Below are 15815 nucleotides of genomic sequence, written 5' to 3' on the forward strand. Positions count from 1 at the left end.
CCTGTCTATCGGGTAAGGGGCGCGATGCGGGGGGTGGGCGCAGCCACCTCCTTGATGCGGGGCAGGGCATAGGCGCCGGTTTTCGCGGTCACCAGTCCCGTTGCGGCCAAGCCCGCGGCCATGCGGATGGCAAAGCCCACGCCGTCGATCACCGGCACCCCGGCGTCGCGGCCCAGTTGTTCCAAATGCGCGCTCATGCCTGCGCAGCCCAGCACCACAGCTTCGGCGCGGTCTTCTTCGACCGACTGGCGGATCTTGCGGGCGATCAGCGGGAGGGTTTGAACGGGCGCAAATTCAAGGTCCAAGACGGGGATGTCGGCGGCATGAACTGCGCAGAGCGCCCGGCCACAGCCATAGCGATCCCCGAGGTCCTCGATGATCGGCACGGCGCGGGGCAGGGTTGTGACAACCGAAAAACGCTTGGCGATCCGGCCCGCCGCGATCAGCGCGGCTTCACACAGGCCGATCACTGGCCCCATCGCTACAGCGCGCGCGGCATCAAGGCCGGGATCGTCGAAACAGGCGATCACATGGGCAACGGCGCCCTGTGCTTCGGCAGCGATAATGGCGTCGAGCATCGCGGGCACGGCGCGGGCCTCGTCGGCGTAGCCTTCGATGCTGGGCGGCGTGCCGCGTGCGGTGGCGGCCATGATCTCGATCCCCGGCCCGGCATGCGCGCGGGCGGTGCGGGCGATGGCTTCGGTCATCCCCACGGTCGAGTTTGGATTGATAAGGTGGATTTTCATGAAGCGGCTTTCCGTGTCACGCCAGCGGGAGGCTGGGCAGGGGCCTTCAGCTCAAACTGCCGGTCAGTGGTGATGTAATTGTCGGCGTGCAGCCGCGCGATGGGCTGGTAGTTCTCAGGGCGCACATAGCGGCCCGCATCATCAAGGCAGTTGTCGCGGATATGCATCTGCACGACCCGGCCCAGAATGATCTCGCGCCGCTCATATCGGATGGTCTCGGCCACCACGCATTCCATCGCGCAGGGGCTTTCCGCGATCCAGCCGCCTTCGATCTGGCTGGCGGGCGTCATGGTCAGACCGGCGGTGGCGATTTCGTCCACGTCCGGCGCGTAGCTGATGCCGCAGGTGATCATCGCTTGCGCCAGCGCCATGTCGACCATGTTGACGCAGAAACTCTGCCGCGCGTTGATGTTGTTGACCGTGTCCTTGACCGTGCCATCAGGCCGGGTCTGGATGCCAAGGATCACGATGGGTGGTTCTTGCGAGAAGACGTTGAAAAAGCTCATGGGGGCCGCGTTGGCCACCCCATCGGGGCAAAGCGTCGTGACCAGTGCGATCGGGCGTGGGGCGACGAAGCTGGACAGCAGGCGGTAGCGGTCGCGCTCGGGCAGGGTGGTGAAATCAAATTCCATCCCTTTATTCCGCCGCCAGCCGCAGCCATGCTGGCAACCGCCTTTCATCCGCCGCGTGGCAGGCCGATTTCTGACCGCCCGCGCGCAGGTTCAACGCCGGTGCCACGCTGCGGCAGGTGTCGTTTGCCAGCGGGCAGCGTGGGTGGAACGAACAGCCGGGGGGTGGCGAGATAGGGTTTGGCACTTCGCCCGATACTGGGGCACGCTCGGTCCCGCCAACGGTGAGCTTGGGCACGGTTTCCATCAGCAGACGCGTGTAAGGGTGCTGCGGGTTCTCGAAGATTTGCTCCTTGGGGCCGACCTCGACGATCTTGCCCAAATACATCACCGCCAGCACATCGGCCATGTACCAGACCACCGCCAGATCGTGGCTGATGAAGATGTAGCTCATGTTGAACTCATCCTGCAGGTCTTTCATCAGGTTGAGGATTTGGCTCTGCACGCTTACATCCAGCGCCGAGGTGGGCTCATCACAGATCAGCAGCTCGGGCCGTGTTGTCAGCGCACGGGCAATCGACAGGCGCTGGCGCTGGCCGCCCGAGAATTCATGGGGAAACTTCTTGGCGTCGGCGGGGTTCAGGCCCACTTGGCTCAGCAGTTTTTCTACCTCGCGGGTGACCTCGGCGCGGGTCTTGCAGATGCCGAAGTTTTTCAGCGGCTCGCCAATGATGTCGCGCACCCGCCAGCGCGGGTTGAGCGAGGCATAGGGGTCTTGAAAGATCATTTGCATCCGGCGGCGCAGTTCGGGGGGATTGCCGGGGGGCATATGGGTGATGTCTGTCCCTTCAAAGCGGATCGCGCCTGCGCTTGGGGTGTGCAGCCCCATCAGCAGCCGCGCCACGGTGGACTTGCCGCAGCCGGACTCGCCCACCACGGCAAAGGTCTTGCCACGCGGCACGTCAAAGCTGATGTCGTTCACCGCCGTCAGGATGCGGCGCGGGCGGCGTTCCAGCACCCGATTGAGGAACGGTTCGGACACGTCGAAGCGTTTTGAGATATTTTGGACGCTGAGAATGTCGTCGGGGGCGATTTCGGGGGTCATGCTGTCTCTCCATAAAGGTGGCAGGCGACTTGGCCGGTGCCTGCATCCTGTGGGACGGGGCGCAAGCTGTGGCAGTGTTCCATCGCACGCGGGCAGCGCGGGGCAAAGGCGCAGCCGGGCGCGGGGTTGCGCAGGCCCGGCATCGCGCCTTCGATCTGCGTGAGGCGGCGGTCGCGGTTGCCGATCTGCGGGATCGAGGCCATGAGGCCCCGCGTATAAGGGTGCAGCGGCTCTTCGATCACCTGCTTCACATCGCCGATCTCGACCAGTCGCCCGGCATACATCACCGCGACGCGGTCGGCGGTTTCGGCGATCACGCCCATGTCGTGGGTGACCAACACCACTGCCGTGCCATTCTCGCGGCAGAGCCGTTTGAGCAGGGCGAGGATCTGCGCCTGCACGCTCACATCAAGGGCCGTGGTCGGCTCATCCGCGATGATTAGCTTCGGCTCGGCACAGAGCGCCAGCGCGATCACCACCCGTTGCCGCATCCCGCCAGAGAATTGGTGCGGATATTGGTCGAGCCGCGCCTCAGGGGCGGGGATGCCGACTTCGGCCAGCCAATCGATGGCGCGCTGGCGGGCAGTCTTGTGGTCAAACCCCAGATGCACGCGCATTGTGTCGATCAACTGCTCGCCCACGGTATAAACCGGGTTGAGGCTGGTCAGCGGGTCTTGGAAAATCGCGCCGATCTCCTTGCCCCGGATTCGGCGCATCTTTTCGGGGGGCAGGTTGTCGATGCGCTCCCCACGCAGGCGTACCTCGCCAGAGCGGATTAGACCTGGCGGTTCGATCAGCCCGGTGATCGCAGCGCCCGTGATCGACTTCCCTGCGCCGGATTCACCGACCAGTCCGAGGATTTCGCCCTCGTCGAGATCAAGGCTCAGACCTTTGACGGCTTCTAACGGTCCGCGGCGGGTGGGGAATTCGACAACGATATTGTCCAGTTCAAGAAGTGACATTGGGGTACCTCAGCGCAGTTTGGGGTTGAGCGCATCGCGCAGCCAGTCGCCCAGCAGGTTCACCGCCAGCACGAGGATCGCCAGTGCTGCGGCGGGGAAAACGACGACCCACCAGATGCCGGAGAAAAGAAATTCATTGCCAATTTGGATCAGTGTGCCGAGGGAGGGCTGGGTGGGCGGCATGCCGACACCAAGAAAGCTAAGTGTCGCTTCGGTGAGCACCGCCATGCCAAGGTTGATGGTGGCGATCACCAGCACTGGGCCGAGCACGTTGGGCAGAATATGCTTCATCATGATCGCCAGCTTCCCAGTGCCAAGCGTGCGGGCCGCTTCGATATATTCCTTGCGGCGTTCGACCATGGTCGAGCCGCGGACCGTGCGGGCGTATTGCACCCAGTTGGTCAGGCCGATCGACAGGATCAGCACGATGAGGGCCGACTCCGCTTGCGCCGAACTGGGCAGCGCGCCGCGTAGCACGCCGTTGATCAGCAGCGCCACGAGGATCGGCGGAAAGCTAAGCAGCACATCGGCGATCCGCATTAACACCGCGTCGACGATCCCGCCGAGAAAGCCACCCAGGAGGCCAAGCGCCACCCCCATGACGGCGGCGAGGATCACACTGGCGAAACCCACCAGGAGCGAGATCCGCATCCCATGCATGATCGACGAAAGAACATCGCGGGCCTGTGTGTCGGTCCCCAGCAGATAGGCGGTGCTTCCACCTTCTACCCAAGCAGGAGGCAATTCGCTGTCGAAAAGGTCCAGTTCCGCGATGTTGAATGGGTCTTGCGGGGCGAGGCTGGGCGCGAAGATCGCTGTGAGGAACATCGCCAGCAACACCAGCGCCGAGATGACAGCCACCCGCGATTTGCGGAAGCTGTAGGTGATATCGCTGTCCCAGAAGGCGTACAGCATGGGCATGAAGTTTGACATATTCTGCTCCTCAGACGCCGCGTGCGGGCGTTCTCTCGGCCCGCAGGCGCGGGTCGGCGACGTTGTACAAAAGGTCGACCAGCGTGTTGATGACCACAAAGATGAAGGACACCAGCACCAGATAGGCGGCCATGACAGGCACGTCAGTGAAGTTTACCGCTTGGATGAACAGGAACCCCATTCCCGGCCATTGGAAGACCGTCTCGGTGATGATGGCGAAGGCGATGAGGCCACCCAGTTGCAGACCAAAAATGGTCATCACCGGGATCAGCGTGTTCTTCAGCGCATATTTGAAATGCAGTATCCGGTTGGGAATGCCCCGCGCCTTGGCGAACTTGATGTAATCGGCCCGCAGCACCTCCAGCATCTCGGCACGTACCAGCCGCATGATCAGCGTCATCTGGAACAATGCCAGCATGATCGCGGGCAGGATCAGCGCTTTGAGGCCTGAAATAGTGAGGAACCCCGTCGTCCACCAGCCCAGATCAACGACAGTGCCGCGACCAAAGCTGGGCAGCCAGCCGAGGGTGACGGAGAAAACGAGGATCAGGAGGATGCCGGTCACGAAAGTCGGCACGGAAATCCCCAAGAGAGAGACCACCTGCAGCCCCTGGCTCAGCCAGCCGCGTGGGTTCAGCGCGGTATAGATGCCCAGGGGGATGCCAAGCGCCAATGCAAGGCTTGCCGCGACCAGCACCAGTTCAGCGGTGGCGGGGAAGCGTTCGGCCAGAAGGTCCGAGACCGGGCGGTTGTTACGGTAGGATTGACCGAAGTCGCCTTGGGCGGCATCGACGATGAAGCGCCCGTACTGCACCAGAACAGGATCGTTCAGCCCCATCTTCTCGCGCATCTCGGCGCGGTCTTGGACGGTGGCATCTTCGGGCAGAAGGTTGGAAATCGGGTCGCCCAGAAAGCGAAACATCAGAAAGGCGATCGAGGCGACGACGAGCATCACCAGCGCGGCCTGAATGATACGGCGGATAAGAAAGGCAAACATGCTGGCCTCCGGCTGGCAAGGGAAGGGTGGCGGGCGTGGGGAGGTCGCCCGCCGGGGGAGGTTACTCGATCCGTGCGAGCCAGAGGCGCGGCTTGTCATCCGCGGTCTGGGGGATCTTCACTGCGTCGCGTGCGGCCCAAGACAGGGGCTGTGCGTGCAGTGGCAACCATGCAACTTCGTCATCGGCAATACGGAAGGCTTCGACCATCATTTCATGACGTTTCTCAGCGTCGAGTTCGGTGGCCACCGCTTGGGTCAAACGGTCAACCTCGGCGTTGGAATAGCCACCGGGATTCCATGTGCCCATCTGTCCACCGGGCGTGTGCAGCATGGCCGAGAGGACCGAGTAGCCGTCCAGCATTGGCAGGGTCGCCCAGCCGAGCATGAACATATCCGTCTCATTGGAACGGGCCCGCTCGAAGTGGATCGACTTGGTTTCTGCCGTCAGATCTGCCTTCACACCGACGCGTGCGAACATCGCTGCCAGCGCCTGACAGATCGCCGCGTCGTTGACGTAGCGGTCATTGGGGCAGTTCATGTTCAGGCTGAAGCCTTCAGGGTAGCCGGCATCGGCCAGCATCTGCTTGGCCTTTTCGGGGTCATAGGTGGGAATCGCATCGACACTTTCGTCAAAGCCCGGCACCTGCGGGGCGACCAGCCCGCCAAGATTGCGAGACTTACCGCGCATGATCTTGTCGCGCAGCAGGTCATAGCTGATCGCATGAACCAGCGCTTGACGCACTTCGACCTTTTGCAGCGGATTCCCTTCCTGGTTGGGATTGTTCGATTTGTCGGACATGTTGATGCCCATCATGATCGCCCGCAGTCCCGGCGCTTCGAGCACATGCATACCGTCGGTGGACTCAATCCGCTTGGCGTCCTGCAGCGGCGAGGGGAAGATCATGTCGAGTTCGCCCGAGAGCATCGCCGCCACACGGGTCGCGTCGGAGTTGATTGGGTTCAGCTCGATCCGGGTCAGGTTGTGCTGCGGCTCGTCCCACCAGTCGTTGTTGACGGTCAGCACGGTTTGCGCGTCCGGGGTGCGGGATTCTAAGCGGAAGGGGCCGGTGCCATTGGCGTTCGACGTGGTGTAGCCCTCTTCGCCCTTCTGCGCGTCGATCGGGTCAAGCGCGTCATGCTCTTCCAGCCAGCCGCTGTCAAAGATCAGGACATTGGTCAGGAAGTTGTTCAGAAGCGGGTTTGGTCCGTCGAGCATCAGGTCAACGGTCATCTCATCGACCATCTTGGCGTCAACCAACCCGGCAATATTGCCGCGAATGGGCGAGTCTTCATGCGCCGCGCGTTTGACAGATGCCACAACATCCTCGGCCGAGAAGTCCTGACCGTCGTGGAACTTGATGCCCTCGCGCAACGTGTAGCGCACTGTGGTCTCGTCGATCTGTTCCCAGCTTGTGGCCAAGGCCGGTTCAATCTTGAGGTCTGCGTCATAGCGCACCAGCGCCTCATAGACGTGGTTGAGGAACGAGACAGTAAAGCTGTCTGTCATCGAATGTGGGTCGAGGCCGTAGAGATCCCCATTGGTGCCCAGCCGGAACGTCTCGGCCTGAGCCCCCCCTGCACAGGCCAGCGCCAGTGCCGAAGTCGCCGTGAATAATAGGTTGCGCGGTGTCATTATTGTCTCCCTGTTTCTGTCGCCAAGCGGGCCTGAGCGGCCTGCAGTTCAGCAACTGAAGAAAGGCTGGCACAAATCATTTTTTCTGTCTACAATTATTGTTAACAATTTTTGCAAACATTAAATGCTTGCACTTCTGCTGTCGTTTCGGCGACTGTTGCAAAAGATATGAGCAGAAAAATTATGGGTGGGGATAAGCAGTTGCCGGAAACCAAACTCACGGAAAAACAGATCTATGAACGGATCTGGAAATCGATCGCAGAACGCCGTTTGCCGCCCGGCACCCGCCTGAAAGAAGAGCGGTTGTGTGAAATCTTTGGCGCGAGTCGTCCGCGAATCCGCCGGGCGCTGGACCAGCTGACCCACGATGGGTTGGTGTGTCACATCCCTAATCGGGGGGCCTTTGTCACGACGCCTTCGGTGGATGAGGCGCGCGATGTCTTCTTCACCCGCCGGGTAGTTGAACGGGGCGTTATCGACGCGCTTAAAAAACATGGCGCGCAAGATAAGTTAGCGGCGCTCGAGACCCATATCGCCGAGGAACGCGAAGCTTTGGCCGAGGGGGACACCGCCCGGATCATCCGCCTTTCTGGTGCCTTTCACATGCTGCTGGCCGAACTCGCGGCCTCACCCTTGCTTGCAGATATCTTGCGCGACCTTGTGTCAAAGAGCACCTTGGTCACAGCGGTTTTCCAACCGAAATGCGACACGCAATGTGGCCCGGATGAACACGCCGCCATCGTCGCCGCACTGGCTGCGGGGGACTTTGATACTGCTAAAACTGCGATGGATGAACATCTGCAGGAAGCGGAAAGAACATTGAAATTGGAAGCGTCAAGTGAAGGCAACGTCTTGCAGGACGATGTCCTCGGCACGGCCTTGAGCGAGGGTTAAGAATGACTGTCCATGCGATTACCAACACCACCGCAATTACGATGGACACCGACCGAAGGGTGATTGAAAACGCGACGATCCTTTTTGAGAATGATCGCATCACTGCTGTTGGTTTGGCAGATGAGATTGCCGTGCCTGCGGGGGCAGAGCGGATCGAGGGCGCGGATATGATTTCGCTGCCGGGACTGATCGACAGCCATGCTCACGCAGGCCACGGTCTGACACGCAACCTTGGCGGGGGCGATGGTGATGGGTGGTTTAAGGCCTGCGAAGACATCTACACGCGCGGGTCTACCCCTGAATTCTGGCAGGCCGAAGCCCGGCTTTCCGGGTTGGAGCGGCTCAAGGCGGGGATCACCACTTGCACCATGCTGCTCGGCGGCGGCGCCGACCATTACCGCACCGATACGACAGAGGCCGGCGATCTGCATTGCGCCGCCACGCGAGAGATCGGCATCCGCACCATGCTGGCAGTCGGGCTGAACCGTCGGCCTTTCCCGAAGACCTACCGCAGCCTCGACCTTGGCCGGGATGTCACCCTGACGTTTAAGGACCAGCTTGCAGTATGCGGGCAGTTGGCCGAGGCGCATGGCGATCTGTTGGGGGAGGGCACCGGCATCTGTCTTATCATGCCGGTCTATTCCCCTGATGAAGTCGCCCAGAACTCGGACGAAATCCGCCAGATGTGCCGCGCGGCGATGGAACTGCGCGAAAAGCACGGTTTGCTGTTTACCCAAGACGGCCACCGCGAAGGTTCCATCGCGCTGGCCGAAGAACTCGGCATCCTCGGCCCTTGGGCCTACCTCTCCCATTCTGTCGACCTTACTCCGGAAGACATGGCCGCCGCGAAACGCAGCGGCGCGTCTATCGTGCATAACCCGTCGGCGATCATGTCCGTCCTTGGCCGCTGCCCCGCGCCCGAACTGCGCGACATGGGCGTCAATGTGGCCTTGGGGTCAGACGCCGCCGCGCCGGATCGGGGCTATGACATGTTCCGCCACATGGCCCAGTGTTTGCACTACCACCGCCGCCACTTCCGCGATCCTGAGGTGATGATGCCGCTCGACGTTCTGGAGATGTGTACGATCCATGCGGCCAAAGCGATTGGATTGGAGGATGATCTGGGGTCACTGGAACCGGGCAAAAAGGCGGATATCGTCATGCTCGACCGCAGAAAGCCGCATCTCTATCCGCCGATGATGCCGCTGACGACCGTGGCGCAGTTTGCGAATGCGGCAGACGTGGACACCGTGATTGTCAACGGAGACATCCGCATGCGGCACCGTAAGACCGATCTGGACGAAGACGCGATCCTCAACGCCGCGGCGCGGGAATTACAGGAGGCTGTCGCGCGCTGTAGCCTGACGGACATGTTGGTTGAGTAGGCTGGGCGCACCCAAGAATTGGTCAACGTTCAGCCTATAATCACCTTCTTTAGGCGAGTATTTGGCTTCGCTGAGTATGGGCCAATCCATCTCAATCAGTGCCTTGGCTCCTGAGATGTACACACGGAGGGTTGTACCGGCGCTTCGTAGGTCGGGTGGATTGTGTTGAAAAGACTTTTCTACACCGCGTTGGAGCCTAATCTGGGCGATGACAATTGCGAACTACTCAAATTTTTACAGCGTCACGGCGCGAAATCTGCCTGTTAGAGAGCGAATCCCTACATTCCCGAAATTCGCAGTTGCAGCGAAGATGTTCTCTACAAAAAGGGCGGAAACCGGTCATTCGCTGCACTTGCACCCGTTCGCGGTGCCCGCTTGTAGAGCAGACATTTACTAAGCTAAGCACATAGGTTCAGGTGACAGGGTAACATCGTTCCTGTGAAGTACTCAGAAACACATGTCAGCAGGAGGCCGATCCCATTGCTCGTCTGTCCAGATTGTTTTGAGGCCGAAGGTCTGCAAAAGCGTATCGTGGAAATACGTCCGCAGTTTGATGAGGGCAAATGCGACCATCATGAAACCAAGAAAGGTGTGCCGACGACAGAGGTGGCTGAAATCCTCAGAGAAGTTATCGAGAACAACTATCATCACTCTGGATTTGATCACAACGGTGAACCTACCGGAGATGATCTCATTTCGGTTCTCTATGACCTTACCGAGACCGACAACCATGACGTAATAGAAGCTTTGCAGGCTGCCTTAATTGACGGAGATACTTGGTGGCCTGCAGATGGTGATGAAGCGTTCTTCTCTGATGAGGCGGGTTACTCCAAAATTACGCAGTATCAAGACGATGGTCGCTCTGCGAAATGGAGCAATTTTCGCCAGGAGATTGTCAGTCGGCGTCGCTTCTTCAGCGCTCAGGCGAAAGTTATCTTGTCCGAACTTTTCGATGGGCTGCATCTGTTACGTGACAATCGGAACGAGCCAGCCATTCGAACATTCGAAGCGGGAAGCCTGACACTATTTCGGGGTCGCAAAGCGAACAGTTTATCAGAGCGTCGTCGTATCGAGGAAGCACCAGCCAAGGAGCTTGGCCCACCTCCGGAGAAGCTGCGGGGTGCCGGACGCATGAATCCATCAGGGATCCCCGTTTTTTATGGGGCATTTGACATCGAAACCAGTCTTGCCGAGTTGCGGCCGGCAGTCGGCGAAACTGTCGTCGCCGCAGAATTCGACCTTTTGCAGCCGATCATTGTTCTTGATACGACCAAATTTGAAAGCCCGCCCAAACCACTCAATATGTTTGCAAAGGCCTACAATGAGCGACTGAGCTTGTGGGGGTTCATGGCAGAGTTCATGACGGAAATCTCACTGCCATGTTTACCTAATGATGAACATCTTGATTACATTCCAACCCAAGTTGTTGCTGAGTATCTCGTACACGAACACTTGGTCAAAGTCGCTGGTCAAGAACGCCATATTGACGGACTAATTTTCAGATCTGCGCAAAACCCAGAAGGTAAGAACATCGTGCTGTTTGGAAGCGCAGGCCTTGTTGTTCAAGAACCGTCCAAGGCTGATCGATTCAGTTGGAAGAGCGGTGACCTCAATCCCTCGCTGTCGCTGAGGCAAAATTCGCTGACACGACATACAGTTAGACGCATCAAGATTGATGCCTATGATCCCAGCTTGATGTACGATGGCTATCACGAGTGAGCGCTGGATAACTTTGATCTTTCCGCCATCAAATGATGTGGAGTTGGCCAGAAATTACCCGCTACAGTTGCGGAAAAGTTTGGGGAGCCCTGACTGTCGAACGCTCGGGGTCCATCAGCCTTGTGACGTTTTGCTTTCGAACAGATAGGCACAGAAAGAACAGTTGATCTACTTGAGATTGTTCAGCTGTGCATCGATAAATCGGTTGGGAACGAAAACGGATTTGTCGTTTCGCCAAAGAGTTAAAGCAGTGTGGAGAAAGTCATGGTCGCACAACTCGAGTAATCTAAGTTGTTCTGTTACCCAGAGAATGCCATGCACCTGAAGCTCACGATCACGCGCAACACGCGTCAAAAGTCTGTCACCAGTGAGCAAGATGGCTTCATCAAAATGATTTGCTGTGACGATGCAAAAGCAGTCGTTTGCCGATAGCCGCCCGTGTGCTCGTTTGATGGCAAAGGCCTCACCAACCTCATCGGGTGGCAAGTCGTAAGTGATTAGACCATCGCCGTCCAACATGGCCCATTCTTGCGGTGTGAAATCCAGAAGCTCGCTTTCGCGGATTGGCAGCGGCACGATTACTTCGACGGGAAGCCTGCACAGAACGTGTAATAAGCGACCTTTGCGGAGATCAATCAGGCAGCTTGCATCATTGATAATCACACGTGCCACGGACGCTGCTACCCTCTGATATTCTCTTCAACAGTTGCCAGCGACAAACGAAGCATCTGTGCGGCTCTGACGGGTGAAATAAGTTCCTCTCCAAGCGCACGCCACACAAGTCGCTCAAACCTTTGTGGGTGCTCAAACTCGCCAAATCCCTCGTCATCACGGATCGGATCTGGTTCGCTACTGCGCCACTTCCTCGCATAGGTTCTAAACGCATAGTCAATGCTTGATTGTGGTAGAATACCTGCCTGGCCAAGACGCATTAGCATAGCGGCAGCTGAGACGCCGTAGAGCCGTTTAAGGCGCATGAGCTCCATATTGGTCATACCACTTCGGGCTCGGCCCACTTCCTCAATCAAGTGGTCGGTTGGGATTAAAAATGCTCCAGCAAATCGGTTCATTGCCTTTTCAAGCTTGATCGATGTGTTGCCAGTTTGCCTGACGACACGGTGTGCCAACTCGTGGGCCAAGTTGAAACGTTTTCGCTCAACATTGGTGCGGCTCGAAACGACGACAACATCCGTGTTTGGAAGATCACCACTGCGCTCAACCTCGCAAGCCAAGCCATCAAAGCGTTCGGCAAAATCTGCCTCAATCACTTTAATCCCCTTGTCTTCCAGTAATCGTGACATGCTTGGAATTGGGTCATTCCCAAGCTCCCACAATTTTCTGAGAGCGCGGGCCTTCTTGTCCAAATCAGCCCACGCATCGATACGGTCAGTCACGAGATCGCCGAATGGATCGTTTGGTAGAGCGACCTCAAGAATATCCTCAACCGCCAAATAGTCTTCGAGCTTTTCAATGACGATGGCTTCAGCATGGGCGCGATCCTTCGCCGAGGTGCTCGAGTGCTTTCGAAACTCTACCCCGATAAGCGCTTCAACTTGACCACCCATCAGAAAGTCGAGGGAGACGCCAAGCGCCTTGCTCAAGCCGACCAAAACCGAAGAGGACGGGTTCATTTTCTCTGCTTCATACTTGCTGATGGCTTGTGCAGTGACCTTCGGTGATGTGCGGTCCGCCAAGCCTTGCATCGATAGGCCAGCCTTCTTGCGGGCTAATCGCAATCTTTGTCCAAACATGCTTATCCTCCAGCGCAAACTGACAGTTGATAAACGACAGTTTATAATGTAAACATAAACCATGAATTGACGAATCAGTCAAGGAAAAAAGGAATTTGGAGACCGATATGAGCAATAAAAATCAACATGTTGTGCCGCATTCGGGGGGCTGGGCCGTCAAAGGCGCTGGAAACGGAAAAGCAACGTCTATCCACTCAACACAGCGTTCCGCAATCAGCGAAGCACGCGACATCGCACGTAACCAAAGCTCTGAAATGCTGATCCATGGCACCAATGGGCGCATTCGTGAACGCAACACATACGGCAAAGATCCGTATCCACCAGAAGGCTAAGAAAACTATGAAACGTATCCTGAGTATTGACGGCGGGGGCATCAAAGGCACGCAGCCAGCGGCATTCCTCGCAAAGCTTGAAGAAGACCTTGATCAACCGATTGGGCGTTATTTCGACCTGATCGCAGGCACATCGACAGGTGGAATTCTCGCCATCGGCTTGGCTATGGGGATCAGCGCTAAAACCCTCCTCGCTCTTTATGAAACGCGCGGGCCAACGATTTTCGGGCAAGCCGAAGAAAAAGGATGGCTGGGCCGCAAAACACGTGATGTGCGTGCAGCTATGCGGCACTGGGTAAAACCCAAACACGAACTGTCTGTTTTGCGTGACGAGCTCTACGGCGTCTTGGGTGATCGGCTCATTGGAGATGCGCAAACCCGTCTTATGGTGCCCGCATGGGACGCTGATCAGCGCAGCGTCTACATCTACAAAACCGCGCATCATCCACGTTTGACTACCGATCATCGCAAACCCGCGCTCGACGCCGCACTGGCCACATCGGCTGCACCGTCATACTTCGCGTCTCACAAGACGGTTGATGACATCGGTCTTCTTGATGGCGGCACATGGTGCAACAACCCAGTCGGAGTTGTCACTGTTGAAGCAATCTCGATGTTGGGTTGGAGCCCAAGTGAACTAAACATCCTCAGTCTCGGTTGTGTGGATGAGGTCTATATGTTGCCTGAGGCGCCTGGGAAGGTGGGTCTCGGTGTCAAAGCGCTCAGTCTGTTGATGGATGGCCAGTCGCGCGGCGCGCTTGGCATCGCACGGCAACTGACTGGTGATCCGTATGAACGCACGGTTGTTCATCGGTATTCGCCGACTGTGCCGGCTGACTTCTTTAGCCTCGACGATACAAGCAAAATTCAGAGGCTCAAGGGTCTTGGTGCATCCAGCGCACGTCACGCGACACCAACGCTTTCCCCGATCTTCTTTCAACATCCAGCCGAGCCGTTCGTGCCCGCGCACTACACAGAACGGAGCGCAGCATGAACCAGGTATTTCGCCCAACTCTCAACGACACTGCTATCCAACGGCGTGCGCAGGTCTTTACCATTCTGGAAGAAATCTGTCAGGATTTGGAATGGACGCAGTCACAGTTTGAGCGCGCACGCACAAGTTATGAGGCTGTTGCTGATTGGCTCGCCGGCTCGAGCGATCCTCTACTTGCATCTCTGCATGTTTATCTGCACGGTTCTGGTGCCTTGGGTACATCGATCAAGCCGATTGGGCGCGATGAATTTGATGTTGATCTTATCAGCTTCATTTCGGGGCTTGGACCCGAAGTTGCGCCAGGCCGCCTAAAGGCAGCGGTCGGTGCACGCCTCCGCGAGCATTCATACTATGCGACGATCTTGGACGAGAAAAAGCGGTGCTGGCGTTTGGACTATGCGGGCGAGTTCCATCTCGATATATCGCCAACGATTGCCAATCCGCGTTGTTTCAACGGCGGCGAGTTCGTTCCGGATCGCATAATGCGGAACTGGCATGCGACGAACCCGCGCGCCTATCGGGCTCTCTTTGATAAGCGCGCTGAATTGATGCCACGGATGACGCAATCGATCATCGCCATGCAAAAGGATTCCGCTTCGGTCGAACCGTTCCCGATCCGTCAATCAGTTAAAGGCATTCTGCGGCGGACGGTCCAACTCTTGAAGCGGCACCGCGACCAACATTTTTTGGAGACTGTTGAAGAAGTTGCACCGATTTCCGTGGTCATCACAACACTCGCGATGAAGTCCTACGAAATGTGCGTTCAGCGTCATGTTTTTGCTGATGAGCTTGAAGTTCTTGTCGATACTATCCGTCTGATGCCATTGTTCATCGAGCGGCCTCTTGAGAACGGTCGTCAGATTTACGCCGTTTGGAACGAAACAACGCAAGGCGAGAACTTTGCCGAACGTTGGAATGATGAACCCGCCCGTGTCAACGCGTTCTATGAATGGCACGCCAAGGCGTTAGCCGATTTTGAAGCCCTGCGGGATCTTGTCGGATTGGACACTATTGTTGGCACCATGAAAGACAGTCTTGGTGACAAGCTTGTTGCACGTACAATGAATCGGCGCATGGAAACACTCGGCGACAGCCGGAAATCCGGGTCGCTTGTTCTTGGTGCAGGGATTGGACTGACCACTCAGAAGGCAGCTGCGAGCACGCCGGTTCCGAAGAACGACTTCTTTGGGGATTGAGAATTGTGACGATTACGCCTGCTATAAAAGACCTCTCGCTACCGCAACAGTTTCTTTTTCTGAAAGCTTCAAAGACAGTAGGTGGTGAGGGCGCTTTGAACGCCCGCCGCCTTAAATGGTGTTTCGACGCCCAACCAACGCCATTGTCGCGAAGCTATCGGGTAAGTCTTGTTTTGGAACCAGGTGGCACACCAGACGTTAAGATTGTTGATCCCGATCTCCGTGTGCTTTCAGAAGGGCGAGACTTACCCCACATTTACCACAATCCGGATCGCCTCTGCCTCTACCTTCCTGGAACGGGTCAATGGGACGCATCTAAGAGGTTAGACCTAACAATCGTTCCATGGACCCACCTCTGGCTGGTCTATTTTGAAGAGTGGCTTGTCAGTGATGAGTGGAAAGGTGGAGGCAGGCACCCTGGGGATGAGCCGGAATCTAACGGCAATCGGGCGTTACGTCGACGGATGCGACGCAGACCGTACTAATGTCAGCTTCGGGGATGCTGCGCCGCAGAGAAGGTTATCTAAGCTTACGGCTGCTTAGGGCCGATCGCGTCAAGGCTATGGTGAGTTTCGCTTTTATTTGGTTGAGCTTTGTAA

At 57.6% G+C, this 15815-nt stretch carries 15 protein-coding genes; 6 read left to right on the plus strand and 9 right to left on the minus strand.

The genetic code is table 11. From position 1 onward, the window contains the following. Positions 1-5 precede the first annotated feature (5 nt). The 7 genes from WNY61_RS07990 to WNY61_RS08020 all read right to left on the minus strand — a co-directional run bounded on the left by WNY61_RS07990 (position 6) and on the right by WNY61_RS08020 (position 6945). Positions 6-746, minus strand: coding sequence for an aspartate/glutamate racemase family protein (locus tag WNY61_RS07990; protein ID WP_342850940.1), 741 nt, complete (start codon positions 744-746; stop codon positions 6-8). Next, a complete protein-coding gene (locus tag WNY61_RS07995; protein ID WP_342850941.1) occupies positions 743-1378 on the minus strand; it encodes a flavin reductase family protein in 636 nt (211 codons plus the stop codon). Before WNY61_RS07995 ends, WNY61_RS07990 begins: the two co-directional genes overlap by 4 nt. 4 nt (positions 1379-1382) lie before the next feature. After that, on the minus strand, positions 1383-2420 hold the full coding sequence (locus WNY61_RS08000) for an oligopeptide/dipeptide ABC transporter ATP-binding protein (RefSeq protein WP_342850942.1): 1038 nt from the start codon (positions 2418-2420) through the stop codon (positions 1383-1385). Next, the gene (locus tag WNY61_RS08005; RefSeq protein ID WP_342850943.1) at positions 2417-3382 is read right to left on the minus strand and encodes an ABC transporter ATP-binding protein; all 966 of its coding nucleotides are present in this window, start codon (positions 3380-3382) and stop codon (positions 2417-2419) included. The genes WNY61_RS08000 and WNY61_RS08005 overlap by 4 nt, the downstream gene beginning before the upstream one ends. A 9-nt stretch (positions 3383-3391) precedes the next feature. Continuing rightward, positions 3392-4315, minus strand: a complete 924-nt coding sequence (locus WNY61_RS08010; protein ID WP_342850944.1) for an ABC transporter permease — start codon at positions 4313-4315, stop codon at positions 3392-3394. A gap of 10 nt (positions 4316-4325) precedes the next feature. After that, positions 4326-5312: an ABC transporter permease gene (locus WNY61_RS08015; protein ID WP_342850945.1), complete on the minus strand. Its 987-nt coding sequence runs from the start codon at positions 5310-5312 to the stop codon at positions 4326-4328. Positions 5313-5373: 61 nt separating this feature from the next. Then, entirely contained in the window at positions 5374-6945 is a 1572-nt protein-coding gene (locus WNY61_RS08020; RefSeq protein ID WP_342850946.1) for an ABC transporter substrate-binding protein, read from the minus strand. A 183-nt stretch (positions 6946-7128) separates the two neighbouring features. Between WNY61_RS08020 and WNY61_RS08025 the strand changes: the two genes are divergently transcribed. The 3 genes from WNY61_RS08025 (at position 7129) to WNY61_RS08035 (ending at position 10943) form a co-directional block, all read left to right on the plus strand. After that, on the plus strand, positions 7129-7839 hold the full coding sequence (locus WNY61_RS08025) for a GntR family transcriptional regulator (RefSeq protein ID WP_342850947.1): 711 nt from the start codon (positions 7129-7131) through the stop codon (positions 7837-7839). A gap of 2 nt (positions 7840-7841) precedes the next feature. After that, complete coding sequence (locus tag WNY61_RS08030; protein ID WP_342850948.1) at positions 7842-9224, plus strand: amidohydrolase family protein; 1383 nt, start codon at positions 7842-7844, stop codon at positions 9222-9224. Between the two features lie 438 nt (positions 9225-9662). Continuing rightward, positions 9663-10943 (plus strand): RES family NAD+ phosphorylase, encoded by a 1281-nt coding sequence (locus tag WNY61_RS08035; protein ID WP_342850949.1) that lies wholly within the window; start codon positions 9663-9665, stop codon positions 10941-10943. 168 nt (positions 10944-11111) lie between these two features. Here the strand turns inward: WNY61_RS08035 and WNY61_RS08040 are convergent, their stop codons facing one another. Together WNY61_RS08040 and WNY61_RS08045 are read right to left on the minus strand one after the other, a co-directional pair. Beyond that, entirely contained in the window at positions 11112-11615 is a 504-nt protein-coding gene (locus tag WNY61_RS08040; RefSeq protein WP_342850950.1) for a type II toxin-antitoxin system VapC family toxin, read from the minus strand. 8 nt (positions 11616-11623) lie between these two features. After that, the gene (locus WNY61_RS08045) at positions 11624-12694 is read right to left on the minus strand and encodes an XRE family transcriptional regulator (protein WP_342850951.1); all 1071 of its coding nucleotides are present in this window, start codon (positions 12692-12694) and stop codon (positions 11624-11626) included. 107 nt (positions 12695-12801) lie between these two features. Here WNY61_RS08045 and WNY61_RS08050 point away from each other — a divergent pair, with 107 nt between their 5' ends. The 3 genes from WNY61_RS08050 to WNY61_RS08060 are packed head-to-tail and all read left to right on the plus strand — an operon-like array spanning position 12802 to position 15216. Next, positions 12802-13026 carry a DUF2188 domain-containing protein gene (locus WNY61_RS08050; RefSeq protein ID WP_342850952.1) on the plus strand — a complete coding sequence of 75 codons (225 nt, stop codon included), beginning with the start codon at positions 12802-12804 and terminating at the stop codon, positions 13024-13026. Continuing rightward, on the plus strand, positions 12959-14020 hold the full coding sequence (locus WNY61_RS08055; RefSeq protein ID WP_342850953.1) for a CBASS cGAMP-activated phospholipase: 1062 nt from the start codon (positions 12959-12961) through the stop codon (positions 14018-14020). The genes WNY61_RS08050 and WNY61_RS08055 overlap by 68 nt, the downstream gene beginning before the upstream one ends. Further along, positions 14017-15216 carry a nucleotidyltransferase gene (locus WNY61_RS08060; protein WP_342850954.1) on the plus strand — a complete coding sequence of 400 codons (1200 nt, stop codon included), beginning with the start codon at positions 14017-14019 and terminating at the stop codon, positions 15214-15216. The genes WNY61_RS08055 and WNY61_RS08060 overlap by 4 nt, the downstream gene beginning before the upstream one ends. Positions 15217-15815 lie beyond the last annotated feature (599 nt).

It is taken from the genome of Sulfitobacter sp. AS92 (genome assembly GCF_038900015.1).
Lineage (GTDB): Bacteria > Pseudomonadota > Alphaproteobacteria > Rhodobacterales > Rhodobacteraceae > Sulfitobacter.